General features: G+C 72.7%; 22 protein-coding genes. 6 read left to right on the top strand and 16 right to left on the bottom strand.

What is annotated here, in order from left to right:
- Positions 1-4 precede the first annotated feature (4 nt).
- The 6 genes from CP984_RS39375 to CP984_RS39350 form a co-directional block, all read right to left on the bottom strand.
- Complete coding sequence (locus tag CP984_RS39375) at positions 5-772, bottom strand: thioesterase II family protein (protein ID WP_003980468.1); 768 nt, start codon at positions 770-772, stop codon at positions 5-7.
- Between the two features lie 55 nt (positions 773-827).
- Positions 828-2,540, bottom strand: coding sequence for a (2,3-dihydroxybenzoyl)adenylate synthase (locus tag CP984_RS39370; protein ID WP_003980467.1), 1,713 nt, complete (start codon positions 2,538-2,540; stop codon positions 828-830).
- Entirely contained in the window at positions 2,537-2,770 is a 234-nt protein-coding gene (locus CP984_RS39365; protein WP_003980466.1) for an acyl carrier protein, read from the bottom strand. Before CP984_RS39365 ends, CP984_RS39370 begins: the two co-directional genes overlap by 4 nt.
- A 103-nt stretch (positions 2,771-2,873) precedes the next feature.
- Positions 2,874-3,938, bottom strand: a complete 1,065-nt coding sequence (locus CP984_RS39360; RefSeq protein WP_003980465.1) for a hypothetical protein — start codon at positions 3,936-3,938, stop codon at positions 2,874-2,876.
- Positions 3,939-3,972: 34 nt separating this feature from the next.
- Positions 3,973-5,235 (bottom strand): DegT/DnrJ/EryC1/StrS family aminotransferase, encoded by a 1,263-nt coding sequence (locus tag CP984_RS39355; RefSeq protein ID WP_003980464.1) that lies wholly within the window; start codon positions 5,233-5,235, stop codon positions 3,973-3,975.
- 107 nt (positions 5,236-5,342) lie between these two features.
- A complete protein-coding gene (locus CP984_RS39350; protein ID WP_003980463.1) occupies positions 5,343-6,299 on the bottom strand; it encodes a helix-turn-helix transcriptional regulator in 957 nt (318 codons plus the stop codon).
- Between the two features lie 205 nt (positions 6,300-6,504).
- Between CP984_RS39350 and CP984_RS39345 the strand changes: the two genes are divergently transcribed.
- Positions 6,505-7,356, top strand: coding sequence for an oxidoreductase (locus CP984_RS39345; protein ID WP_003980462.1), 852 nt, complete (start codon positions 6,505-6,507; stop codon positions 7,354-7,356).
- A 116-nt stretch (positions 7,357-7,472) separates the two neighbouring features.
- Here CP984_RS39345 and CP984_RS39340 read toward each other — a convergent pair whose 3' ends face one another.
- The gene (locus CP984_RS39340; RefSeq protein WP_030178403.1) at positions 7,473-9,074 is read right to left on the bottom strand and encodes an amidase family protein; all 1,602 of its coding nucleotides are present in this window, start codon (positions 9,072-9,074) and stop codon (positions 7,473-7,475) included.
- Positions 9,075-9,427: 353 nt separating this feature from the next.
- Here CP984_RS39340 and CP984_RS39330 point away from each other — a divergent pair, with 353 nt between their 5' ends.
- On the top strand, positions 9,428-10,147 hold the full coding sequence (locus CP984_RS39330) for a dienelactone hydrolase family protein (protein ID WP_176564617.1): 720 nt from the start codon (positions 9,428-9,430) through the stop codon (positions 10,145-10,147).
- Between the two features lie 64 nt (positions 10,148-10,211).
- Here the strand turns inward: CP984_RS39330 and thrS are convergent, their stop codons facing one another.
- From thrS to CP984_RS42440, 6 genes are all read right to left on the bottom strand, one after another.
- Positions 10,212-11,525 carry a threonine--tRNA ligase gene (gene thrS, locus CP984_RS39325; RefSeq protein WP_226048863.1) on the bottom strand — a complete coding sequence of 438 codons (1,314 nt, stop codon included), beginning with the start codon at positions 11,523-11,525 and terminating at the stop codon, positions 10,212-10,214.
- A gap of 145 nt (positions 11,526-11,670) precedes the next feature.
- On the bottom strand, positions 11,671-13,008 hold the full coding sequence (locus CP984_RS39320; RefSeq protein WP_129820870.1) for a TolB family protein: 1,338 nt from the start codon (positions 13,006-13,008) through the stop codon (positions 11,671-11,673).
- Between the two features lie 129 nt (positions 13,009-13,137).
- Positions 13,138-14,046, bottom strand: coding sequence for a DUF4190 domain-containing protein (locus CP984_RS39315; protein ID WP_030178400.1), 909 nt, complete (start codon positions 14,044-14,046; stop codon positions 13,138-13,140).
- A gap of 70 nt (positions 14,047-14,116) precedes the next feature.
- Positions 14,117-15,163 (bottom strand): DUF4034 domain-containing protein, encoded by a 1,047-nt coding sequence (locus CP984_RS39310; protein WP_003980456.1) that lies wholly within the window; start codon positions 15,161-15,163, stop codon positions 14,117-14,119.
- Between the two features lie 159 nt (positions 15,164-15,322).
- The gene (locus tag CP984_RS42445; protein WP_226048752.1) at positions 15,323-16,306 is read right to left on the bottom strand and encodes a M48 family metalloprotease; all 984 of its coding nucleotides are present in this window, start codon (positions 16,304-16,306) and stop codon (positions 15,323-15,325) included.
- Positions 16,194-17,015, bottom strand: a complete 822-nt coding sequence (locus CP984_RS42440; protein ID WP_050504651.1) for a M48 family metallopeptidase — start codon at positions 17,013-17,015, stop codon at positions 16,194-16,196. The genes CP984_RS42445 and CP984_RS42440 overlap by 113 nt, the downstream gene beginning before the upstream one ends.
- A gap of 221 nt (positions 17,016-17,236) precedes the next feature.
- On the opposite strand from CP984_RS42440, the gene CP984_RS39300 reads away from it, so the two are divergent.
- Entirely contained in the window at positions 17,237-17,839 is a 603-nt protein-coding gene (locus CP984_RS39300; protein WP_129820871.1) for an LppU/SCO3897 family protein, read from the top strand.
- Positions 17,840-17,931: 92 nt separating this feature from the next.
- Positions 17,932-19,047: a M20 family metallopeptidase gene (locus CP984_RS39295; protein ID WP_050504654.1), complete on the top strand. Its 1,116-nt coding sequence runs from the start codon at positions 17,932-17,934 to the stop codon at positions 19,045-19,047.
- Between the two features lie 10 nt (positions 19,048-19,057).
- Here CP984_RS39295 and CP984_RS39290 read toward each other — a convergent pair whose 3' ends face one another.
- Positions 19,058-20,173 (bottom strand): NAD(P)-dependent alcohol dehydrogenase, encoded by a 1,116-nt coding sequence (locus CP984_RS39290; RefSeq protein ID WP_030178396.1) that lies wholly within the window; start codon positions 20,171-20,173, stop codon positions 19,058-19,060.
- Between the two features lie 80 nt (positions 20,174-20,253).
- Between CP984_RS39290 and CP984_RS39285 the strand changes: the two genes are divergently transcribed.
- Positions 20,254-20,715, top strand: coding sequence for a macro domain-containing protein (locus tag CP984_RS39285; protein WP_003980452.1), 462 nt, complete (start codon positions 20,254-20,256; stop codon positions 20,713-20,715).
- On the opposite strand, the gene CP984_RS39280 is transcribed toward CP984_RS39285, so the two are convergent.
- Complete coding sequence (locus CP984_RS39280) at positions 20,703-21,500, bottom strand: hypothetical protein (RefSeq protein WP_050504650.1); 798 nt, start codon at positions 21,498-21,500, stop codon at positions 20,703-20,705. The genes CP984_RS39285 and CP984_RS39280 overlap by 13 nt on opposite strands.
- A 240-nt stretch (positions 21,501-21,740) precedes the next feature.
- Here CP984_RS39280 and CP984_RS39275 point away from each other — a divergent pair, with 240 nt between their 5' ends.
- Positions 21,741-22,211, top strand: coding sequence for a DIP1984 family protein (locus tag CP984_RS39275; RefSeq protein WP_003980450.1), 471 nt, complete (start codon positions 21,741-21,743; stop codon positions 22,209-22,211).
- Between the two features lie 279 nt (positions 22,212-22,490).
- Here CP984_RS39275 and CP984_RS39270 read toward each other — a convergent pair whose 3' ends face one another.
- Entirely contained in the window at positions 22,491-23,027 is a 537-nt protein-coding gene (locus tag CP984_RS39270) for a DoxX family protein (RefSeq protein WP_003980449.1), read from the bottom strand.
- Between the last annotated feature and the right edge of the window lie 152 nt (positions 23,028-23,179).

Below are 23,179 nucleotides of genomic sequence, written 5' to 3'. Positions count from 1 at the left end.
CTCCTTAGGTGTACTGCCCGGTGGCATGCGGAAGCGCTCCGGCGAGCGCGGAGATCACGGCCTGCCGGCCGTCCCGGAGGTAGAAGTGACCGCCGGGGAAGCGCAACAGCTCGAAGGGGCCGGTGGTGAAGTCGCGCCAGCGGGCGACGTCCTCCGGGGAGACCGCCGGGTCGTCACGCCCGCACAGGGCGGTCAGCGCGGCGGTGACGGGCTCGCCGTCGTAGGGCTCGTAGCCGTCCAGCATCCGGTAGTCCGCGCGCGTCAGCGCGGCGACGAACTCCTTGAGTTCGGGGCTGCGGCGGACGTCGGAGGCGGCGCCCCCGAGCCGTTCCACCACCTCCAGGACCCCGTCGTCGTCCCGTTCGTGGACGTCCTGGGGCGGCAGCTCGCCGGGCGCGTACTGGCCGGAGACGACCAGCCGCTCCGGCCCCGGCAGGCCCAGCCGCTCCCAGTGGCGAGCCACTTCGTAGGCGATCAGGGCGCCCATGCTGTGCCCGAAGAAGGTGACCGGGGCGCCGTCGAGTTCGGCCGTCAGCTGGGCGGAGACGCCCTCCACGACCTCCTCCACGGTCTCGGCGAAGGGCTCCTGGAGCCGGTCCTCGCGGCCGGGGTACTGGATCACCAGCAGCTCCGTGGCGGGCGGCAGCGTGTCCCGCCACGGGCGGAAGAAGGAGGCGCCGCCGCCCGCGTGCGGGAAGCAGACCAGGTGGTGGGCGGCGGGCTCGGCGCCGGGGAGGCGTTTGACCCAGGCGGAGCGGGCCGTGTCGCTCATCGCGTGCGTGCTCCTTGCGGTGGTGGGGTGGGGTACGGACGGCGGGCGGTCCGGGTCATGTCCCGGCGGCGGTCCGGGCGGCGATGTCCTTGCGCAGCGCGGCCTTGTCGATCTTCCCGATGCCGGTCAGCGGCAGCGCGGACACGGTCTCCAGCCGTTCGGGGAACTTGTAGCGGGCCAGCCCCCGGTCCTCCAGGAACCGCCGTACCGCACGCAGGTCCAGCTCCTCCCCCGCTTCCGCTGCACCGGCGGCGGGCACCGCGTAGAGGCAGACCGCCTCGCCGTACAGCGGGTGCGGCATGGCGACACCGGCCACGTCGGCGATGCCCGGGTGCTGCCGGGCGATCTGTTCCAGCTCCTCGGCGGAGATCTTCTCGCCGCCGCGGTTGATGACGTCCCGCACCCGGCCCTCGACCAGGACGTTGCCCCGCGCGTCGAGGCGGACCAGGTCGCCGGTGCGGTAGAAGCCGTCCGCGGTGAAGGAGGAGGCCGTGGCGTCGGCGTTGCGGTAGTAGCCGGCGACGGTGTACGGGCCGCGGGTCAGCAGTTCCCCCATCTCCCCGGCCGCCACCTCGGCGCCGTCCGCGTCCACGACCCGCAGCTCGTCCAGGGGCGAGGCGGGGGCGCCCTGCGTGCCGTCGGCCGTCGCCACCGGGTCGTCCAGGCGGGTGTAGCACAGCAGGCCCTCGCTCATGCCGTAGCACTGCTGGACCGTGGCGCCCAGCACCTCGCGCAGCCCGGCGGCCAGGTCGGCGGACGGCCGCGCGCCGCCCACCTGGATCACCTCCAGGCTCGACAGGTCGTACGTCCGCTCGCGGGCCGCGGCGATCCACTGGAGGGCCAGCGTCGGCACCAGGGTGCTGTGGGTGACCCGCTCGCGCTCGATCAGCTCCAGGGCGTGCCGGGCGCTGGCGGGCGTGGTCAGGACGGCCGTGCCGCCTGCCGACAGGGTGCCGAGCAGGCCGGGGCAGTTCATGACGAAGCCGTGTTCGGCGGGCATCACGACGAGGTTGACGGTGCGCTCGGTGACTCCGGCGAGCACGGTCGCCGTGCGGATCATGTAGCCGTAGCCCTCGTGGGTGCGGGCGATGGCCTTGGGCAGGCCGGTGGTGCCGCTGGAGAGCAGGAAGACGGCGGCGTCGTGGGGCGCGGCGCCCGGTGCTTCGGCCGGGGGCGGCACCGGGCCGCTCGCGCCGGGCTCCGGGCGGCACAGCTCCGTGAGGTCCACCAGGGTGCCGTCGGCGTCGCCCGCGCCGCGGACCAGCAGGTGGCGCAGGTCCGGGTGGCGGGCGGAGAGGTCGCGGGCGGTGGCGAGCGCGTCGGATCTGCGGGTGCCGCGTTCGACGGCCAGGGCCACCGGGCGGGTGACGGAGACGATGTGGTCGAGTTCGTGGGCGCGGAACGCCGGGAGGATGAGGACCGGCGGGGCGCCGATCTCCAGCAGGGCGAGCACCAGCACGACGTACTCGGTGCTGTTGGACAGTTGGACGCCCACCCGGTCGCCGGGGCCGATGCCGAGCCCGCGCAGCCGTCCGGCCGCGGCCCGTACGGCGTGGCCGAGTTGCCCGTACGTCGTCCTGCGCTCGCCGTCGACCACGGCGCAGCGGTCCGGGTCGGTGCGGAATCGTTCCGCGATCCGGGCGCCGACCAGTTCGTCCGTCCACACGCCCGCGGCCCGGTAGCGGGTGGCGCGTTCGGGGTCGATGGCGGGGACCATCGGGTCGAGCGGGGCGCGGGCGGCGGAGGCCGTGGGGCCGGTCACGGTCATGACGGGCTCCCCGCGGGGGCGATGCGCTCGGCCAGCCGGCCGAGCGTGTAGTCCTCCTGGTCCCACAGGTCGATCTCCACGCCGAACCGCTTCTTCAGTTCGAGCTGGAGGTCCGTCGTCTCGACGGAGTCCAGCCCCAGTTCGGCACGCAGCCTGACGTCCGGGCCCGCCTCGTCGAGCAGGGCCGCGTCCAGCCCTATGTCCGACAGGGCCCGCAGGACATCGTTCATGGACACAACCGACTCCTTCGCTGCCTTCGATTTCCTTGGGGCGGGCGGCCCGACAGGTGCCGTCCGCCGGGCCGGCGCCCCGGTTCCGCGCCGTACCGCCCCGTCATTCCGCCTGTTCGCGGTGTGCCAGGCTTTCGGCGAACTCCGCCCACAGCCGCCCGCAGGCGCGGGCCGTCTCCGCCAGGGCCGGGAGGCAGTGCGGCGGGACCTCCGCGGCCAGCCGGTCGCCGTCGGCGAGCACGGCTTCCTGGGCGATCAGCAGCCGCAGCAGGGCCCGGCCGGTGTTCGTGGACCGCAGCGCGACGTCCTGCCGCAGGAACGGCAGGCGCTCCAGGGCCACTTCGCGCGGGGTGCCGCGCCGGTGGACGGTGCCGGGTTCCGCCGCGCCGTCGGCGGTGCGGCCGTGCACCTCGATCCGCCGGACGGCAGCGGCGGCCTCGCTCTGCTGTACGGGCAGCAGGTCCCGGCCGTTGCGCAGGCGCCGGCTGACGTCCTGCGCGGTGCCCAGGGAGATCCCGGCCCGCTGTGCGACCTCCCGCAAGGAGGCCGTGGGGTTCTCGCGGAGGATCCGCCCGGCGCGCAGCCGTCCCTCGGCCGTACTGGCCGGGCGCACCCGGCCGTCCCGCCCGAGCCGCGCGGTGTTCAACTGCGGAGCGTCCGCGCTCGAACGCCGGCGCAGCGCGGCGATGGTCTTCGCGGACAGCCCGGCGACCTCGGCCAGCGACCGGTCCGAGCAGTACGGGAAGTCCCGCAGGATGCGCCGGGCCGCGGCCTTGCGGTCCGCCGTGGTCAGCGGCAGCCCGTGCGCGGCGTTGGTCCGTACAGCGTGCACGAACCCCTCCCGCTCCGTACCGCGGAAGAGTTCCGCGCTGATCTCGGACCCGCCGCGCAGGATCGCCGCCTGGACCCGGTGGGCGCCGTCGAGCACCCGCATGGTGGCGCGGTGCACGAAGATCGGCGGCAGCCCGGCCGGGTCCGCCTCGGCGAGCGCCCGTACGTGCGCCATGTCGCAGCCCGCGAGCCGGGGCGAGCCCGACAGGTCCAGCGCGCTGATGCGTACGGTCACCGGCTCGCGCGGGGCCGGGGGCGGCGCCGGCAGGTGGGTGCGCACGTCGTCGCCCACCGGCCCGGGCAGCGGCCCGGCCGGCAGTGCCTCTTCCCAGGGCATCGGTCGTCCCTCTTCCCCCTCGCGCTCCCCGCCGCTACCGGCCGAGGTCCGCCGCGGCCGACGCCAGCGGGGCCGCGGCGCCGCCGTTCAGCTCGGCCAGCGACTCGTCCAGCGCGTCGACGAGGTAGTCCACCTGGGAGGGCGTGAGCCGGGGGTGGCACGGCAGGTTGAGGTGCTGGTCGAACCACAGGCGTTCGGCGACCGGGCACTCGCCGCGCAGGTGGCCGCGGTGGCGCCACTCGGGCAGCAGGTGCTGCGGGAAGTAGCGCAGCTGGATCTCGACTCCCCTGCGGTCGAGACCCAGCACGAGCTGGTCGCGCAGTTCCTGGCGGTCGGCGAAGCAGGTGTAGAGGTGGTACGCGTGCTCGCTGTGGGCGGGCGCGGACTGGGGCCGTACGAACGGGTAGCGGGAGATCACCTCGTCCAGCCGGGCGGCGATCGCGCGGCGGGTGGCGCCGGTGGCCGCCAGCCGGCCGAGCTGGACCTGTCCGACGGCCGCGGCGGCCTCCGACATCGTCGCGTTCGTCCCGGCCCGGCGCAGCCGCCGTACCGAGTCGCTGTAGACGGGCGTGGCGTACTTCATCCACGGCAGGACGATCGGCTCGACCGTGTCGCTCAGGTCGGACCGGACGATCTCGGCGTCGATGTCGTTGGAGCGCAGCCGGTCCAGCCGTACGGCCCAGTCGTCCCGGTCGCAGGTGACCATGCCGCCCTCGCCGAGGGTGGTGATGTTCTTGGCGTTCTGGAAGCTGAACGTGGCGATGTCGGCGAGGGACCCGGGCGCCCGGCCCCGGTAGCGGGCCCCCAGCGCGTGCGCGCAGTCCTCCAGGACGAGGAAGCCGTGCCGCCGGGCCAGCGCCATGATGGCGTCCATCTCGGCCGGGCAGCCGCCGTAGTGGACCAGCAGCAGGGCCTTGGTACGCGGGGTGATCAGTGCCTCGACGGCGGACGCGTCGATGTTGAGGGTGTCCGGGTCGATGTCGCAGAACCGGACCCGTACGTCGTAGTCGAGCAGCGGCTGCACGGTCGCCTGGTAGGTCTGCGGGGTGGCGATCACCTCGTCGCCGGGCTCCAGGTCGAGCATGCGGATCGCCAGTTCCAGGGCGACCGTTCCGCTGGTGACGGAGATCGCGTGCTTGCTGCCGACCGTCCCGGCGAAGGAGCGCTCGAAGCGTTCCCGCCGGCCGCCCATCGACAGCGGCGTGTCCTCGTGGATGAGTTCCGTCAGTACGGCCACCTCGGCCTCGGCCAAGATGCTGCCCCGCTTGCCCCAGGGCACGACATAGCTCCGGTCCATCAGATCCCCCAGCTCGTCTCGTGCACGGCGGTCGGTTGCCGCGTTCCATGACAGTCGAGGGCCGGGTGTTAATGAAGGGTCAGCGGAGGTCAGTAAGGTCAGTTAGGTCAGAACGGGGGCCGCTGCGGGGGCGGAAGCGGAACGCTGTGGGACGGAGACGGTCGGCGCGTGGGGCGGGTGTTGGCAGGCGTCCAATGATCTGCGTGCTGTCCGTGCGAGGGCTCGGGCTGCCGTGTCCATGCGGCCAGGAGCCGAAGTGCCTCTTCGGAGCTGGAGCCTGCCTCGGCGGTGTAGACACTCAGCCGCTGGTCCGGATCGGCGGGCAGGGTGAGGGACTCGTAGGTGAGGGTGAGCGGGCCGGCGACCGGGTGGTGGAAGTGTTTGCTGCCGTGCGTGTGCCGGTACACGTTCTGGTCGGCCCACCAGCGGCGGAAGTCCTCGTCCGTGATGGAGAGTTCGCCGACGAGTTCGGCCAGCAGCGGATCGTGGGGGTGGCGTCCGGCGTAGAGCCGGAGCGAGGCGACGATGTCCTGGGCGTGGGTCTCCCAGTGGGTGTACAGCGAGCGGGCGGTCTCGTCGCAGAACATGAACCGCACCAGGTTCCGCTCGCGGGGCGGCAGCGCGTCGAAGTCGGTGAGCAGCGCACGTGCCATCCGGTTGGACGCGAGGACGTCCAGTCGCCGCCCCAGCACCAGGGCGGGGGTGTGCTCAAGGATGCGGAGCAGGTCGCGCAGCCCCGGACGGACCTGCTGGGGACGCGTCGCCGTGCGGCGGGGCCTGCCCGCGGCGGGCTTGGCGAGCTGGAACAGGTGGGTGCGTTCGACGGGGTCGAGGCGCAGCGCGCGGGAGATGGCGTCCAGCACGGTCTCGGAGACGTTCAGCCGGCGTCCGCGTTCCAGGCGTACGTAGTAGTCGACGCTCACGCCCGCCAGTTGCGCGATCTCTTCGCGGCGCAGTCCCGGCACGCGCCGATGGCCGCCGTCGTCGGACAGGCCCGCCTGGCGCGGGGTGATCCGTGCCCGCCGGGAGCGCAGGAACTCACCGAGAGCTGTGTTGCGGTCCATGCCGTTCACGATAGGGCCCGAATGCGCGCCGACGGCCCGCGAAAGGGGGACCGCCAGTCCCCCGGTCCGGCTGTCCCCAGGACGGAGCGGACCCCTCGGAAGCCGGTCGGCAGCCGATTCCGGTGCTGAAGTGGAACGCGTCGAGACCGGCCGGGGCCCAGCCGTCCCGGTCGGCCTCTGTTCGCATCGCACGAAGGGAACTCCTGTGTCGGACACCAAGACATTCCTGATCACCGGCGTCAGCACCGGCCTGGGCCACGCTCTCGCGCACACGGCGGCGGCCGCGGGCCACCGGGTGGTGGGCACGGTGCGCACGCCCGCCGACGCACGGGCCTTCGAGGCGCTCGCCGGCGACACGCACGCCCGCATCCTGGACGTGACCGACCATGACGCGGTGCACAGGGTCGTGGACGGGACCGAGCGCGACCTGGGCCCGGTCGACGTACTCGTCGCCAACGCCGGGTACGGCCACGAGGGCCTCTTCGAGGAGTCGTCGATGGACGACCTCCGCCGGCAGTTCGAGGTGAACGTCTTCGGAACCGTGGCGGTGATCAAGGCCGTGCTGCCGCACATGCGGGAGCGCCGTTCCGGTCACATCATCGCCGTCACCTCAATGGGCGGGTTGATCACCATGCCGGGGCTCGGCTTCTACCACGGCAGCAAGTTCGCGGTGGAGGGCATCCTCGAAACGCTCGGCAAGGAGGTCGCCGATTTCGGCATCCATGTCACCGCCGTCGAGCCGGGCAGTTTCCGGACCGACTGGTCCGGCCGCTCGATGATCCGCACACCCCGGGTGATCGCCGACTACGACGAGCTGTTCGAGCCGCTGCGCGACTGGCGCATCCGCGCCGCCGGAACCCAGCCGGGCGACCCGGACAAGGCCGCGGCCGCGGTGCTGCGCATGGTGGCGGCCGACCGGCCGCCGACGCGCCTGCTGCTCGGCACCGACGCGCTCCGGCTCGTCCGGGCCGGACGCGACGCCTTCGACCGCGAGATGCTGGCCTGGTCCGAGCTGTCGGCCTCGACCGACTTCGACGACGTCAGCCGGTCCGCCTGATGGCCCTCTCCATCGGAGCCCTGGCGCAGGCTGCCTCCGGGGGAGGCTGACCGCGAGGCGGGGTTGCCCCGCCGCTGCGCAGCGGCGGGGCAACCCCTACGGACTTCACCGCGAAGTCACCGGCCCCCACCACCCCCGACCGTCGGCAGGTAACGCGGCGCCTTCCAAGCATCCAGCCGGTGTTCCACCGCGGCCCCCAGGGACAGCAGCGCGGCGTCCTGGTGGTTCCCGGCCGTCAGGAGCACGCCGACGGGCAGCTCGCCCACGGAACCGGCCGGCACCGACAGTGACGGGTAGCCGGCCACGGCCGCGGGCGTGGAGGACGGGATCACGTCGTTGTCGCCCCGTGCGCAGTCGGTCGTCCAGGCGGGCGGGTTCGTCGGCGCGGCGATGGCGTCCAGCCGGTGGGCGGCCAGGGTCTCGTCGATGGACCGCCGGGAGAGGTCCTTCAGCTCGGCGCGCATCGCCCGGTACTTGGGATCGGTGGTGGGCGGCGCGGCGAGCGCCTGCTCGAACAGCTCCTGGCCGGGGAAGCAGGTCTGCTCGGCCGGGTGGCTCCGGGTGAACTCGATGAGCCCGGCGAGGTCGCGGGGCCCCTTCCGGGTGGCGAGGTAGGCGTCGATGTCCCGGTGGAACTCGCTCAGCAGGGCCGGGAACTCCAGCTCGGCGAGGCGCTTCTGGTACGGCGGGGTCACCTCGACGACCTGGGCACCCGCCGCCCGCAGCTTCGTCGCCGTACGGGTCATCACCGCGTCCACCCCGGGCCCCAGCTCCGGCAGCCGCCACAGCCCGATCCGCTTGCCGCGCAGGCCACCGGCCCGCGCGGCCTCGTCCACGCCCGCCGGGGCGGTCGCGTGGCGTGTGCCGTCGCCGCTCAGCGCCGCGAGGGTGAGCGCCACATCGGTCACGTTGCGGGCCATCGGCCCCGCGGTGTCCTGCTCGGCGGAGATCGGCACCACGCCGTTCCCGCTGACCACCCCGAGGCTGGGCTTGAGACCGGCCACCCCGTTCATCCCGGCCGGGCACACGATCGAGCCGTCCGTCTCGGTGCCGATCGCCACCTGCGACAGCGACGCGGCGAGGGCCGCGGCCGAACCGGAGGAGGACCCGCACGGGTTGCGGTCCAGTACGTACGGGTTGCGGGTCTGCCCGCCCACCGCCGACCACCCCGATGTCGGCTTCGTGGAACGGAAGTTGGCCCACTCCGAGAGATTGGTCTTGCCGAGGATCACCGCGCCGGCCTCGCGCAGCCGGGTCACCAGCGTGGCGTCCTCGGTCGGCGGGTTGCCGGCGAGCGCGAGCGAGCCGGCCGTCGAGAGCAGGCCGCGGGTGTTGACGTTGTCCTTGACCAGGACGGGGATGCCGTCCAGCGGCCCCAGCGTGTCGCCGCGCCGGTGCCGGGCGTCGCTGGCGGCGGCCTGGCGCAGGGCTGTCGGATCGGTCCGCAGCACCGAGTTGATCTTCGGGTCGACGGTCTTGATGCGGTGCAGATAGGCGCGGGTCAGCGCCGAGGACGTCAGGGAACCGTCAGCCATGCGGTCCTGCAGCTCCGGGATCGTCACGGTGTCGAGATCGACCCCGAGCGCAGCGGCGGGGCCGGCGGGCGGCGCGGCGCCGCCGCCGGGTTCGGCGGCCTCCGCGCGCAACTCCGGCGTGCCCGTGACAAGAGAACCCGTGACCAGGACGGCGAGCAGTGCGGCCATTCTCCTTTTCACCATGAGCGGTAGCCGACTACACGCCGCGCACCTGGCGCAAGGGCCGTGGCATGTTCACACACTTCACTCCCGTCACTGCGCACGCGTCGGTCTCCGCCGGTACGGTACGGCCGACCCGACCTGCCGCACCCGGCAGCACCTGGAGCGCAACCGGCCCGAGCCCCACGAAAACCCGTTGGGCCGACCACGGCGCCCCTGCTAGCCTTCCGGCGGCCGTGCGAAAGAACGAGGAGGTGGTACCCGTGAACGCAGTATCGACATGGGTGCTCCCCTCCGGGGTCACGGTCGGGCGATAGGTCGTCCGGGAGCGCCGTTCCAGCGCACTCCCGAAAGGCACGACCATGCACGTCACTTCCCTGCGGTTCACTTCCGAAGAGCCTCTCGACGGCGGCGTCCTCGCCCGTGAATTCACCCTCGGCGAGATCCCCGGCACCCTGTGGACGCCCGGATCCGCACCGGCCCCGCTGATCCTGATCGGCCACAACGGCGGCCTGCACCGGCGCGAGCCCCGGCTGGTGGCCAGGGCCCGGCACTCCGCGGCGCGCGGTTACGCGGTGGCCGCCATCGACCACCCCGGCCACGGTGACCGGCCCCGTTCCGCCGCCGACGAGCAGGCCCGCGCGGACCTCCGCCGGGCCTTGGCGGCAGGCGAGCCGGTGGACGAGATCTTCGAGTCCTTCGTCGGCCCGCTGGTCGAAAAGGCGGTTCCGGAATGGCGGGCCACCCTGGACGCCCTCCTTGCGCTGCCCGGGATCGGCGGCCCGGTCGGGTACTCGGGGATGACCGCCGTCGGCATCCGGCTGGCGGTGTCCGAACCGCGCATCGCGGCCGCCGGTTTCTTCGCCGGGGGATACGTGCCCCGGGCCCAGCGCGAGGAGGCCCGGCAGGTCACCATTCCGCTGCTGTTCCTGTTGCAGTGGGACGACGAAGGGAACCCGAGGCAGCGGGCCCTGGACCTGTTCGACGCCTTCGGCACCAAGGAGAAGACGCTGCACGCCAATATGGGCGGGCACACCGGCACCCCGTGGTTCGAGGCGGAGGACGGGGACCGGTTCTTCGGGCGGCACCTGAAGTAGGGGCGAAGACCTGCCCCGGGCAGGCCGGGAGGCAGCTCCCTCACCGGCCTGCCCGGAACTCGCCCTACCAGATGCCCACTTCGCCGCACTCCCACAGTTCGGTGCGGTGCGCGCCCACCAGGGCTCCGATCCGGCGCAGCGCGGCGTCGGCGGGTCGCGGGTCGAGCCGGCGCCCGTCGCGCAGGCGCAGGGCCACGTGGCCGTCGGCAGCCTCCTTGGCGCCGATGACGGCTTGGTACGGCACGCGGCGGTCCTCCCGGATGCGGGCGCCCAGGCTGCCGCGTTCCGGCCCGGCGAGCCGGGCGCGCAGCCCGAGGCGGGCGCAGCGCTCGGCGACGGCCTCGGCAGCGGCCACCTCGCTGTCGGAGATCGGCAGGATCACCAGCTGGGTGGGGGCGAACCAGGCGGGGAAGGCGCCGCCGTGCTCCTCGATGAGGTGGGCGACGGCGCGCTCCACGCTGCCGATGACGCTGCGGTGGACCATGACCGGGCGGTGCCGGGCGCCGTCGGGTCCGATGTAGTGCAGGTCGAACCGCTCGGGCTGGTGGAAGTCGATCTGGACGGTGGACAGGGTGGACTCCCGCCCGGCGCTGTCGGCGACCTGGACGTCGATCTTCGGCCCGTAGAACGCCGCCTCGCCCTCGCCCTCCTCGTAGGGCAGTCCGGAGCGGTCGAGGACCTCGGCGAGCAGGGTGGTGGACCGCTCCCACATTTCGGGTGCGGCGACGTATTTGCCGCCCGGGCCCGGCAGCGAGAGCCGGTAGCGGGACGGCCGGATGCCGAGCGCCTCGTACGCCCGCCGGATCATGCCGAGGGCGGCCTGCGCCTCGTCGGCCGCCTGGTCCAGGGTGCAGAAGATGTGCGCGTCGTTGAGCTGGATCGCCCGTACGCGGCTCAGCCCGCCGAGCACCCCGGACAGCTCGGCCCGGTACATGCCACCCAGTTCGGCCATCCGCAGGGGCAGTTCGCGGTAGCTGTGCGCCCGGGAGCGGTAGATCACCGCGTGGTGCGGGCACAGGCTGGGGCGCAGCACGACCTGCTCACCGCCGAGGTCCATCGGGGGGAACATGTCCTCGTTGTAGTGCGACCAGTGGCCGGACAGCTCGTACAGCTCGCGTTTGCCGAGCACCGGCGAGTACACGTGCTGGTAGCCCGCCCGGCGTTCGGCGTCGCGGACGTACTCCTCCAGGGTGTGCCGTACGGTCGCGCCGTCGGGCAGCCAGTACGGCAGTCCGGAGCCGATCAGCGGATCGCTGCCGAACAGGCCGAGTTCGCGGCCGAGTCTGCGGTGGTCGTACATGGTGGTCTCCTCGCGTGCGGCGGGCGAGTGACCGGACGGCGAAGCCCCGGGGCACTCGCCCCGGGGCTTCTGCTGGATCAGGTGTCAGCGCGCCGGGACCGTGTCCGGCGTCGTCGTCATCGCGGCGCGCTTCATGCCGGCGACCGTAGCAGGCGGGCCGATCCGGGCGGTACGGGTTTTCCGCGGCCGCCGTGGTCCGCCGTGCCCGGATGCGGGGCGGTCGTCAGCGCAGTCGCCGTACGAAGATGTCCGTCGCCCCGTTGGTGTCGCCCGGCACCAGGTCGGCGCTGGCGCTGGTGAAGGCCACCAGCCGGCCGCGGCGGTCGGGCGACACCCCGTAGGAGCCCTCGGCGGGCGGTCCGCCGTCCGGGGTCGAGCCGAGCCGGGTGACCTCGCCGCTGCGCAGGTCGCGGGCGAACACGTCCCAGGTGCCGTTGGTGTCGTCCGGTACCAGGTCGGGGGCGTTGGTGGTGAAGAAGGCGGTCCGGTTGTCGGCGCTGAGGCCGGCGCCGGTCACACTGCCTGTCGGGCGGCCGCCGTCCGGCCGTGCGGCCAGTCGTGCGTACGCGCCCGTGCGCAGGTCGCGGGAGTAGAAGCCCCACCACCCGGACTCGTCGCCCGGCAGCAGCGCGTCGCTGGTGTCGAAGAGGAGGTACCGGCCGTCCGGCGAGAAGTGCAGGCCGTACTGGACGCGGGCCGGGATGCCGTTCTGGTTGTACGCGCCCGCCCTGGTCCCGCCGGTCCGCAGGTCGTGCACGCCGAACGACACGTACGGCGGCTGCGGCCTGGCGATGCCCGGCGCACCCTGGGGCCAGGGGAACAGGTTCTTCGCCTCGGTCGTGAAGGCCACCTGCCGCCCGTCGGCGCTGATGACGGCGTTGTCGGAGGCCGCGTCGGCCTGCGTACCGTCACTGGCGACGCTGACGCGCCGCGTGGTCCCCCGCTGCCGGTCGCGGACGAAGACGTCCGCCCGGTCGTTGGTGTCCCCCGGCACGAGGTCGGCGCGCAGCGAAGTGAAGGCGAGGTAGCGCCCGTCGGCGCTGATCGAGGGCAGGAAGCTGCGCCCGGCGCCCGGGTCGCCGTCGTGCCGGGTGATCAGCTCGGTGGTGCCCGTGCGGCGGTCGCGGAGGAAGACGTCCATGCCGTCGCCGGAATCGCGCGGGTCGAGGGTGCTGGACGGCGAGTCGAAGGCGACGTACCGGCCGTCGGCACTCACCGCGTGCACATAACCGGGTTCGTACCCCGGCGAGCCGTCCGGGTTCGCGCTGACGAGGTCCACCCGCCCGGTCCGCAGGTCCTTGGCGTACAGCTGGATGCCGGTCCCCTCGGGCGTACCCGGTACGAGGTTGCGGGCCTGGCTGGTGAAGACGACGACGCGTCCGTTCGCGCTGAGCACGGCGCCGGAGGAGTCACCGTCGGCCTGGGCTCCGGTGGCGCTGACGCTGACCCGCCGCGCGCTCCCCCCGGCCGTACCGGTGTCCGCGCCGAGGGCGGACGCGGCGGGCAGCGTCGTGACACAGGCCGCCGCCAGCACTGCCAGGACAGTGGTCCATCGCTGCACGTTTCCTCCCCAGCCCCACGGACACCGGACGCAACAGCGCAAGCCAACTGCACGCCGGCATCAGGGACAACGGCGGAACCGGCCATGCCGCGGCCCGTGCCGGTCAGTGCGGTACGGGCCGGGGCCGGGTCAGCTTCCCAGGTGGAGGGGGCCGCTCCAGTAGGAGTAGTCCGCCTCACTGAGGTCGGTGCCGAACTCGACCTCCGCCTTGTCGGCGGCGTCGGGCGGCAGCGAGAAGGCGTACTTCCCGACGACCTGCCTGCCCGGCAGGAGGTATCCGTCGATGACCTTCTGCCGCCCGCTTCCGTCGATCACCAGCTCCGCCGATGCGCCGTCGGCGTCGTTGACGCGGGGCAGGCCGGCCTGCCCCGCGTCGACCCGCTTCTTACCGGTGTTGACGACCGTGATCGTCACCTGGACCGCCTTGTTGCCCTTGGCGTGCCCGTGTGCGTACTGGTCCGGGACGAACGGCTCCGGCTCGGCGACGGTCACCTTCAGACCGTTCGGGAAGGTGTACGTCCCGCCGAACGGCAGGTGCCGGGCCTTTTCCTCCCGCGCGGCCTTCTCCCGCTCCGCCTTCTCGGAGGCCGCCGTCTTCTTGGCCTCCGCGCGCACCTCGTGGGCGGCCTCCTTCACCAGCACGGCGGCGAAGATCCCGCAGAGGATCGAGACGGCCAGGCCGAGGCCGCCCAGAATCATGCCGACCATGGCCATCGTCCCGTTCGTCGCCTGGCCCCTGCGGGCATGACGCATCCCGATGATGCCGAAGATCACGGCCAGCAGCCCCGGCAGCCAGGTCATCCAGAACAGGAAGACGAGCACCCCGAGCACCAGGCTGACGATGCCGAGGACCAGGGCCGTGATGCCCATGCCGTTGCGCGGCGGCCGGGCGGCCAGCAGCGGATCCGTCTGGTACGGGGTCCAGGGTGCGGACGCCGGGTCCGGGGCCGGTCCGGGCGGCGGCGGGCTCCACGGATCGCGGGCCTCGGCCGCCGGCTCACCGGACTGGTGGCCGTCGGACGGAGGGGACACACTCATACACAGTCCTCGATATCAGGTCTATCAAGACAAACGGTTGACATTACCAGTCGTTCTGTTCGCACCGTGCTCAGGACGCCCCCTGGCCGCTCACCGCGCCCCGCAGCGCCGCGTCCCGGACGCCGCAGAATGCCTTCGCCGGGTCCTCGAAGTAGCGCCACGGCAGCGCGTCCACATAGCCGTCCACGTCCCGGAACTGGATCAGGGCCGCCTCGTACCGCTCCTGCCGGGTCAGGAAGTACGCCAGCAGATGGCGGGCCTCCGCAAGCCTGGGGTGGTCCGGCCGCGCCGCCGCGACATCCGCCAGCGCCGCATCGGTCATGCCCCGGACCTCCGGCCAGCCGAACGCCTCGGACGGCGCGTCGTCGTGGTGGTGCTCGAACCAGGCGAGCAGCCGGATGACCGTCAGCAGACTGCCGGGCGGCGCCGACGCCGCGGCCTGCCCCGCGAAGTCACGGGCGGTCTCTGCGGAGCCGTGCCACTTCGCGCACCAGTACTGGAGCGCCGCCGCGTGGGCCTCGTAGTGGTACGGGGCGCGGGCGGTGACCTCGTCCCACAGCGCGAGCATCGCCTCGTGCGGGGCGTTCAGGCCCTTGTAGAGCGGGATTTCCTTCAGGTACGGCGTGGGGTCCTCCGGCAGGGCCAGTTTCCGCGCCCGCGCGAAGTCCTCCCGCGCCTCCTCCAGCACCCGCAGGAACCCGGCGGCCTGCTCGCCGGTCACGTGCTTGGCCCAGGCTCCGGTCCGTATCTCCCAGGCCAGCGCCACCTGCGCCGCGGCCCGTACGACCGCCGCGTCCGGGTCGTCCGGGCGCGCGGCCTGCCAGGCCCGCAGCCATGCGTCGTCCCGGGCCGCGTGGTCGGCGACGATGTCCACCAGGTAGGAGCGACGCTCCCAGTCCGTGCCCGCGGCGGCGATCGCCTGGGCGGCGGGCTGCCATTCGCCCCGGGCGAGGGCCGCTTCCACGGCGTCCGCCTCGGGGTCCGGGAAGGACCGGTTCGTGTTCTGCTTGTCCCTCGGCACCAGATCAGCACCGGCTGCCGCGGCGAGCTTGGACGTACGTCTGCGCTTCACCAGCCAGACGACGAGCGAGACCACGAGGATGGTCAGGGGGATCATTCCGTGCATGAAGTGGGGTGGTCCGTTCGGGAGTTGGTGGGTTTGTGGGTCGAAGTTCAGGGGGTTCGCGCACTGCGGGGTGTGCGTGCGACGGGTTGGCCGTGCGGGTACGTGCAGGTGTCGGCGCGCCGGGCCGGTGGGCGAAGAGCCCGTGGCAGTTCAGTTCGCGAGGAGGACCCGTAGTGGCGCCGTGTCCGGGTCGTCCGCGAGGGCCGCCCGTACGGCCGCCGCCAGCGGTTCCGTCAGGTCCCGCGCCTCCGGCAGCCGCAGCCGTGGCGGTGTGGACCAGGAGAGCGTCCAGCGCGCCCCGGCCGCTTCCACCAGGGCCAGTTCGGCCAGCGACCGCGTCCCGCATTCGAGCACCGGCCGCAGGAATTCCCGCGCCGCCCGGCCGCTCGCCCGCGCCGCCTCCGGCGACTTGGGCAAGTGGTCCGCGACCTGCCACAGCCGCCCCGCGTCGATGGCGTCCAGCAGGGCCGCCAGGTCCCGCGCGGCACCGGCCGCGGAATCCCTGGGCTCCCGGGCGTCCATCGGGAGTGTACGCACCATCTTCGCATCCGCCTCCGACAACGCCGTACGCAGCGCCTCCGCGTCCGCCTCCGCCAGCGCGTGTGCCGCCCGGTGGATCAGCTCCGGCCAGTCGGCCCGTTCCATGGCCAACGCCTCCGGTGTGAGGAGGACGCGCTCCAACTCGACCAGCAGGCGCCCGGGTTCGCGCAGCAGCGCCAGCGCGGGCCGCGCCGGATCGGCCGCCCGGCCGTCGTCGGGCAGCGCTTCGATCAGCCGGATCCGCTCGGCCACGGGCGGGTGCGAGTCGTACGGCGACCCGTTTCCCGGTCCCGGTTCGCCGCGCAACTCTGCCAGGTCGGACCGCAGCTCCGGGTCGGCGAGCACGTGCCGTACGCCGCCGCAGACCTCGCCGGGCGGCGGGAGCAGGGCCGCGCGAGCGCCCAGCGCGACGTACTCGTTCAGGTAGAAGTCGTGTACGACGTCCAGCACCGCGATCTCGCGCAGCGCCGACGAGGTGGCGTCACGGCCCGCGACGCGGGCGGCCACGCGGTCGGCGGCGAGTTCCTGCCCACGTCCGACGCTGTTCGTGGCGCGCAGATAGAACCGTGCGTACGCCTGGAACGGCCGGGCCATGGAACCGTAGCCGAAGCCGGTCCGCCCGCCACCCCCCAGATCGATGCTCCGGCCCTCGCGCACCGCCTCGCCGGCCGGCCGGCCGGCCCTGCCGCGCCCACGCACGGTCCCTGAGCTTGCGCCGCGGCGCCTGAAACCCCTCGACCGTACGCAGCACGCTGTCCCGGCCGCGCAGGGTGATGCCGGCGAGCCGGGTGTCCGCGTTGCCGTAGTGACCCAGCTCGTGGGCGATCACCGAGTGCAGCTGCGGTTCGGTCAGGCCCATCAGCAGCGGCACGCCGAGGTACAGGCGGCGCCGTCCCGGCAGCAGGCCCAGCAGCCGGGCGTCCTCGCGGACGGCCGCGTTGACCTCTTCGGTGAGGAGGATCGCGTCGGGGGCGCGGGTGCCGGTGCGCTCGGCGAGCGAGCGGACGGCGCGCCACAGCTCGGGCTGTTCGGCGTCGCTGACGGCCAGTCCCTCGGTCTCGGGTACGCCGTTTCCACTCCCGCGCTTGCGGCTGCCGCCGGCCGCGCCGAGCGTGAAGACGCCGCGCAGGACCGGGAGGCCCAGCAGGGCGCAGAGGACCGTGACCGTGAGCGCGGCCACGGGCGGCGCCCAGGCCCGGGCCGCGAGGGCGGCGCCGGTGAGCAGGGCCAGTACGGCGAGGGCGAGCACGTAGAAACCGGCCAGCAGGATCAGTGCGCGCAGCGCGCGCAGCGATGTGCCCACAGGGCAGAGTCCCCCCACAAACAGAAAAACGGAGCGAGAGGATCATATGTGCGATTTGAAGGGCGCACGCACCATTTTCCGGGATTGGATGACGGACCGGGCACGCCCCCTATATGCCAGGGCCATGCCAAAGCGCGGACGGCCGCGGGCTAGTCTGCGGTGATCCACTTTCCGGCCCGCGTGCCCGGCGCACACGTCTCCACCCAACGAGGGAACCCTTCATGTCCACGCCTCCCCCAGCGCAGAACGGTGGCTACCCCCCGTACGGCCACCCCGCGCAGCCGCCGCAGGGCCCGCCCCCGCAGGGCCAGGCGCCGTACGGCCAGCAGCCTTATCCGCAGGCCCCGTACCCTCAAGCCCCGTATCCGCAGGCTCCCTATGCACAGGCTCCGCAAACCCCTCAGGCCCCGCAGGCCCCGTACGGCCAGGCGCCCAACGGCGGCCCCGGCGGGCGACCGCCGCGGCAAGTGCGCATCCCCGGCATCGTGCGGGCGCTCATCGTTCTGCTGATCTTCGGTGGGATCGGCGCGTGGGTGGTGATGCACCAGGACGAGTACAACGCCGAGAGCAGGAAGCGGCCCAAGGCCGACCCGCAGAGCGTCACGGCCGCGAAGGTCGGCGACTGCCTCCAGCAGACGGGCGGTACGGACAAGGAACCGGAGCTCAAGATCATCGACTGCGGGAACGCGGCGGCGAAGTACAAGGTGGCCAAGGTCGGCGCGGGCACCGGCTGCGAGCCCGGACAGGCCGACTACCGGAGGTTCGACAAGTACGACCGGGAGGTCATGAGCCTGTGCATGACGCACGTCGACGCCAACCGGTGACCTCGTACGCTCACGCCATGACGTCCCACAAGGCCCCGCACCTCCACTCCGACCCCAATAGCGACCCCGATACCGCCTTCGATGTCGACGCGATGCTCGCGGACCTGAGGACCCTCGTCGAGATCGAGTCCCCGTCGCGCGATCGCGACGCCTTGGCCGCATCGGCGCGCACGGTCGCCGCCGTACTCGAAAAGCGCCTGGGCGGGCAGGCCACCCTCATCGAGAGCGCAGCCGGCCCGCACGTCCACTGGTCGGGCGGCGGTGACCCGAACGTGCTGATCCTGGGGCACCACGACACGGTCTTTCCGCTCGGCACCCTGGCCCGCCGCCCGTTCAGGGCCGAGAACGGGCGGGCGACCGGGCCCGGCGTCTTCGACATGCTGGGCGGCCTGGTCCAGGCGGTCCACGCGGTGGCGTCGCTCGCCGACCGGTCGGGCGTGGAATTCCTGGTGAGCGCCGACGAGGAGGTCGGATCCCACTCCTCCCGGAGCCTCATCGAGGAACGGGCCCGTGCCTGCGGCGCGGTCCTCGTGGTGGAGGGTGCCGGTGAGGGCGGAGCCCTCAAGACCGGCCGCAAGGGCTGCGGCACCTTCCACGTCACCGTCACGGGCCGGGCCTCGCACGCGGGCCTCGAACCCGCGGCGGGCGTCAACGCCCTGGTCGAAGCGGCCCACCAGGTGCTGGACATCGCGGCGCTCGGCCGCCCCGGCATCGGTACGACGGTCACCCCGACCGTCGCGTCCGCCGGAACCCTGGACAACGTCGTCCCCGCGGAAGCGACCATCACCGTGGACGTACGGGTCGAGACGGCCGACGAGAAGGACCGCGTCGAATCGGCCTTCGCGGCGCTCTCCCCCCACCTGGACCAGGCGGAGATCACCGTTCGGGGCGGCATCGGCCGCCCCCCGATGCCCGAGTCCGCGTCGGCCGAACTCTTCGCTCTGGCACAGCGGTTGCTCCCCGGCGTCGAAGGCGTGGCGGTCGGCGGCGGCAGCGACGGCAACTTCACGGCCGCACTGGGCGTACCGACACTCGACGGCCTCGGAGCCGTGGGCAGCGGCGCCCACGCCGACCACGAGTACGTGGTGATCGAGGCCATGCCCGAACGGGCGCGCCTGGTCGCGGGACTGGTGGAGGCGATCCGCTCCGTACGGGGCGGCCGCGACCAGGAGCGTTCGGACCCGGAGGCCCGACCGCTGGACGCCTAGCCACTGGTGCCTAGCCGTTGTCGGGCCCGTCGGCGGCAGGCCCGACCAGGACGGGCTTGACGACGCGCCCCGTGGCAGCGGCTTCCGCGGCGGCCTCGATATCGGTGAAAGGGAACTCGGTGATGAGTTTTTCGAGCGGAAGCCGTCCCTGCCGGTAAAGGTCGATCAGTTCTGGAATGGCCTTGGCCGGTACGGCGTCGCCTTCGGTCACCCCGCGCAGGGTGAGGCCCTTGGTCAGCACCGGCAGGGTGTCGAATTGCGCCGTACCGATACCGACCAGGGCGAGCGTGCCCCGTTTGCGCAGGGCGCCGATCGCCTGGGACACCACGGCCGGCTTTCCGGTCGTGTCGATCGCGTAACGCGGCCCTCCGTGAGTGAGATCGCGGAGGGCCGCCGCCACATCGTCCTCGGTGGTGGGGTCGATGACCGCCGAGGCGCCCAGTTCCATGGCCAGCGAGCGGCGCGCGGCGATGGGATCGACGGCGATGACGGTGCAGTCGTCGGCGACGGCGGCCATGACGGCACTCAGGCCGACACCGCCGGCACCGAACACGGCCAGCGTGGCGCCCGGTGACGGGCACAGAACCGTACGGACCGTACCGACCCCTGTCTGAACACCGCACCCCAGAGGAGCAGCAACGGCCGCGGGGATATCCGCGGGAATCTTGACGGTGTTGCTCTCGGTGGTGAGGCAGTGCGACGCGAAAGCGGACTGGCCGAAGAAGTTCCCGTGGACCGGGGCGCCGTCCGTACGGGAAAGCGGACTACTGCCGTCGGGCCGACAGCCACCGGCATTCAGAGCCCCGGCGTCCTCGCAGTAAGCAGGCTCACCCACCGCACACTGCGCACAGCCACCACAACTCCGGTACGTCAGGCACACGGTGTCCCCGGGCACAAACCCGCTCACCGCGTCCCCCACCGCCTCGACGACCCCGGCCCCCTCATGCCCGAAGACCATCGGCAGCCGCTGCGGCGGCCACATCCGCCGCATGCTCAGGTCGGTGTGGCAGATCCCCGCAGCGGTGATCCGCACCAGCATCTCGTCCGCCCTGGGCGCTTCAAGCTCCAGCTCCTGAACGCCGAAGGGCCCACCGGGGACTTCCACCAGAGCCGCTCGTATCCGCAACGCACACGCTCCCTCACTAGTCACAGGCGCGAAGACACGTCTTCCGCACCCGTACCGAAACCTCGACGCACGGTATCGGTATGGCTATCGGCGTTGTCGCGCGGCAGGGGCGCTCGGATTCACGCGGTCGGCGGCCGCGTCCCGTTGTCGACCTCGGCGGCTCGGGCAAGGGCTTCGTCCTGGCCGTCTCGCGGCGCTGGCCCGAACCGGAGCGGGCGTACCGCCGCTGGCACCGTGCGCGCGCCGAGAACGACTTCGCGCTCGGTGCCGTGCAAATGGTGCAGGTGCGAGCTGACACCTGGGTTGCCAACATGGTCGCGCAACGCGGGATGAAGACCGGCAGCGGCGGCTCGCCCATCCGTTACGAGGCCGTCGAACGCTGTCTGCACACCGTCGCCGACCAAGCCCTCGCCCACCAGGCATCCGTCCACATGCCGCGCAACGGCTGCGGTCTCGCCGGTGGCAAGTGGGAACGCATCGAGCCGATCATCAACAAGACCTTGTGCGCCCGCGGCGTACCCACCACCGTTTACGCCGCTTGAGCGGCTTCCGTCTGCCGTCGGTACCGGTAGAACGCCCACCCCGTGTACCCCACCGCCGGTGCGGAAACGGCCGGCACCAGCCACCACGGGAGCCCGAGCAGCAGGGTCAGGAAGCCCACGGCGGCGCAGGTGATCGCCATGGCTATGAACAGGGGTCTGCCGTACGGGCGCCAGGTGAAGGGGGCGTGGGATCGGGGACTGGTCAGCCGGACGGTGCCGAAGAGCAGGGTCATGGCGGCCAGCAGGCCCAGGAACGTGCCGAGGGCGGCTGTCATCTGGGGCTCGTCGCGTGGTGCGTCGGAGGTGGTTTGTTCCGCACCCGCTTTGCTGATCGTCATGACGCGGCCGCGCCAGACCGTACCGGTGATCCGGTCGCCCGGCTCGAGTGTTTCGAGCACCGGATCGGGGTCACCGAAGACCGCTTCCCCGTTACCGGCCGGCGCGCCGGACAGGGTCGCCTTGTAGCTGCCGTTCCGCCCGCCTCTGACTTCCGTGTTCTCGACCGTGAACGAGACCGTACGAAGGCAGTCGTGCGCCACTTCCGGCCGCGGGTGGGCGGGGCACGGTCGGGCGGCCACGTAGTCCCGGTAGTGCTTGATGTCCGCGGGCAGCCACGCGGCGAAGGTGACGTAGCAGGACAATGCCGAGATGGCGGCCAGCGCGATCAGTGCGATGCCGGTGAGACGTGCCCGGCCCGGGGAACGGTGGGCGGTCCGGCCGGTTCGGGGCGGGGGCAGTGGCGGGCCGTCCGTCCCGTGGGGCGTGTTTGCTCGCGTCGTCGTCATGGTTCGCCGTCTTTCCTGGCCTGGTCCGTAGCGCCGGCCTCGCGAGCGCCGCTCCGGGCCTGGCGCCCCAGCCTTTCCCGGCCCGAGGTCGACGCATCATGCGTAGAGCAGGCAAGAGTTGACGGCTTCTTGCTGCCATGGTCCGGCAATGACGGGCCCGATCGCGAAAACCAGGTGCGAATAGGCATATTTGCATCCGTATACTTGCGCGGACTCACAGCTGCACAGAGGAGGTGGACAGTGAAACTCGCCGAAGCACTGGCGGAACGCGCGGAGGCGGCGCGGCGTGTGGAACAGCTGCGTGCGCGCGTCGTCAGCAGCGCGCGGTACCAGGAGGGCGAGACGCCCGCCGAGGACGCGGCCGAACTGCTGGCCGAGGCGGACGAGGTGCTGGCCACCCTGGAGACGCTGATCCGGCGCATCAACCGCACCAACGCCGCCGTGGACATGGGCCGGCACGGCACGCTCACCGACGCGCTCGCGCGCCGGGACGTGCTGCGGCTGCGTCACTCGGTGGTCACCTCGGCCGCGGACGCGGCGGCGGGGACGGGCGAGCGCGGGTACGGCCGGCAGCTCCGGTCCGAGCTGCTGACGCTTCCGGCGCTGCCGGTCGCGGAACTGCGGCGGCAGGCGGACCTCATCGCGCGGGAGGTCCGGGAGATCGACGTGGCGATCCAGCGGACGAACTGGGAAGCCGATCTGCTGGACTGAGCAGGCGGCCGGCAGCGGACGCCGATGTGGAGCAGGTAGTCGTTCCGGAGGCGTGCACACACCGAGGGCCGGCGGTTTTCCGGCCCACTCCTGGTGCGTGAAGAGCAACGCTGGGGTTCGATTCCCCACTGACAGTGCAGCTCAGCATCGCGTACAGGTAAGGGTGCACAGCGCACAGCACATCACCACGTGCAGATCCGGGGCGGCGAGGGCGGGTTCGGGGTTTCCACATCGTGCGGTACGGGGCGGGCGAGGCAGGGTTGACACGGCACGGCCCCGTCACTCCCCCGCCGCGCTCCCCTGCTCCTCCTGCCGCACCCTCTTATTACGCGCCCCCACCACCAGCCCCGTGGCCACGCCCGTCGCCGCGAGCGCTGCCGGGACCATCCAGCCACGGTTGAAGACGTGGCCGAAGGCGTGGTCGAGGGAGAGCCTGCCGGGGCCTGTGATGCCGAGGCCGGTGGCTGTCAGGCCGAGGTAGGCGGGGTGCTCGTAGCCGCCGTCCTGCGCGAAGAAGCCGTTGGGCTGGTGTACGACGGCGGCACCCGCCATCGCTCCGGCGGCGGCCGCGCCGGCGGCCGGGGTCGCCAGGCCCAGGGCCAGCAGCACACCGCTGCCGACCTCGGTGAGCCCCGCGACCGTCGCGTTCGCCTTGCCCGGTACGTACCCGACGGACTCCATGAACTGGCCGGTCCCCTCAAGCCCGCCGCCGCCGAACCAGCCGAACAGCTTCTGTGCGCCGTGCGCGGCCAGCACACCGCCTGCGCCTGCCCGGAGCAGCAGCAGGCCCAGATCTCGTCGGTCGAAACAGGTCACGGTGACTCCTGGAGCAGCTGGCAGGGACAGTCCCCTCCGCGTGCCCATCGTCGCTCCCCCGACCCGTCGCGGCCTCGTCCACTCGGCCATTCAGGTGAGGGGCGGGGAGCATCCGGGGCGGAGGACCGGTGCCCGCCGGTGTCAGTGTGTGT

The sequence above is a fragment of the Streptomyces rimosus genome, assembly GCF_008704655.1.
Classification (GTDB): domain Bacteria; phylum Actinomycetota; class Actinomycetes; order Streptomycetales; family Streptomycetaceae; genus Streptomyces; species Streptomyces rimosus.
The sequence above is the reverse complement of the archived record's forward strand: the minus strand, read 5'-3'. Positions and strand labels throughout refer to the sequence as shown.

Bases quoted from the DNA above. Each gene is read 5' to 3' on its own strand.
- CP984_RS39370 (WP_003980467.1), bottom strand. From the start codon at position 2,540: ATGACCGTGACCGGCCCCACGGCCTCCGCCGCCCGCGCCCCGCTCGAC.
- CP984_RS39375 (WP_003980468.1), bottom strand. From the start codon at position 772: ATGAGCGACACGGCCCGCTCCGCCTGGGTCAAACGCCTCCCCGGCGCC.
- CP984_RS39310 (WP_003980456.1), bottom strand. From the start codon at position 15,163: ATGATCCCCCTGACCATCCTCGTGGTCTCGCTCGTCGTCTGGCTGGTG.
- CP984_RS39300 (WP_129820871.1), top strand. From the start codon at position 17,237: ATGTCCACGCCTCCCCCAGCGCAGAACGGTGGCTACCCCCCGTACGGC.
- CP984_RS39365 (WP_003980466.1), bottom strand. From the start codon at position 2,770: ATGAACGATGTCCTGCGGGCCCTGTCGGACATAGGGCTGGACGCGGCC.
- CP984_RS39280 (WP_050504650.1), bottom strand. From the start codon at position 21,500: ATGACGACGACGCGAGCAAACACGCCCCACGGGACGGACGGCCCGCCA.
- CP984_RS42445 (WP_226048752.1), bottom strand. From the start codon at position 16,306: ATGGCCCGGCCGTTCCAGGCGTACGCACGGTTCTATCTGCGCGCCACG.
- CP984_RS39355 (WP_003980464.1), bottom strand. From the start codon at position 5,235: ATGGACCGGAGCTATGTCGTGCCCTGGGGCAAGCGGGGCAGCATCTTG.
- CP984_RS39315 (WP_030178400.1), bottom strand. From the start codon at position 14,046: ATGAGTGTGTCCCCTCCGTCCGACGGCCACCAGTCCGGTGAGCCGGCG.
- CP984_RS39350 (WP_003980463.1), bottom strand. From the start codon at position 6,299: ATGGACCGCAACACAGCTCTCGGTGAGTTCCTGCGCTCCCGGCGGGCA.
- CP984_RS39285 (WP_003980452.1), top strand. From the start codon at position 20,254: ATGGCTATCGGCGTTGTCGCGCGGCAGGGGCGCTCGGATTCACGCGGT.
- CP984_RS39295 (WP_050504654.1), top strand. From the start codon at position 17,932: ATGCTCGCGGACCTGAGGACCCTCGTCGAGATCGAGTCCCCGTCGCGC.
- CP984_RS39340 (WP_030178403.1), bottom strand. From the start codon at position 9,074: ATGGTGAAAAGGAGAATGGCCGCACTGCTCGCCGTCCTGGTCACGGGT.
- CP984_RS39360 (WP_003980465.1), bottom strand. From the start codon at position 3,938: ATGCCCTGGGAAGAGGCACTGCCGGCCGGGCCGCTGCCCGGGCCGGTG.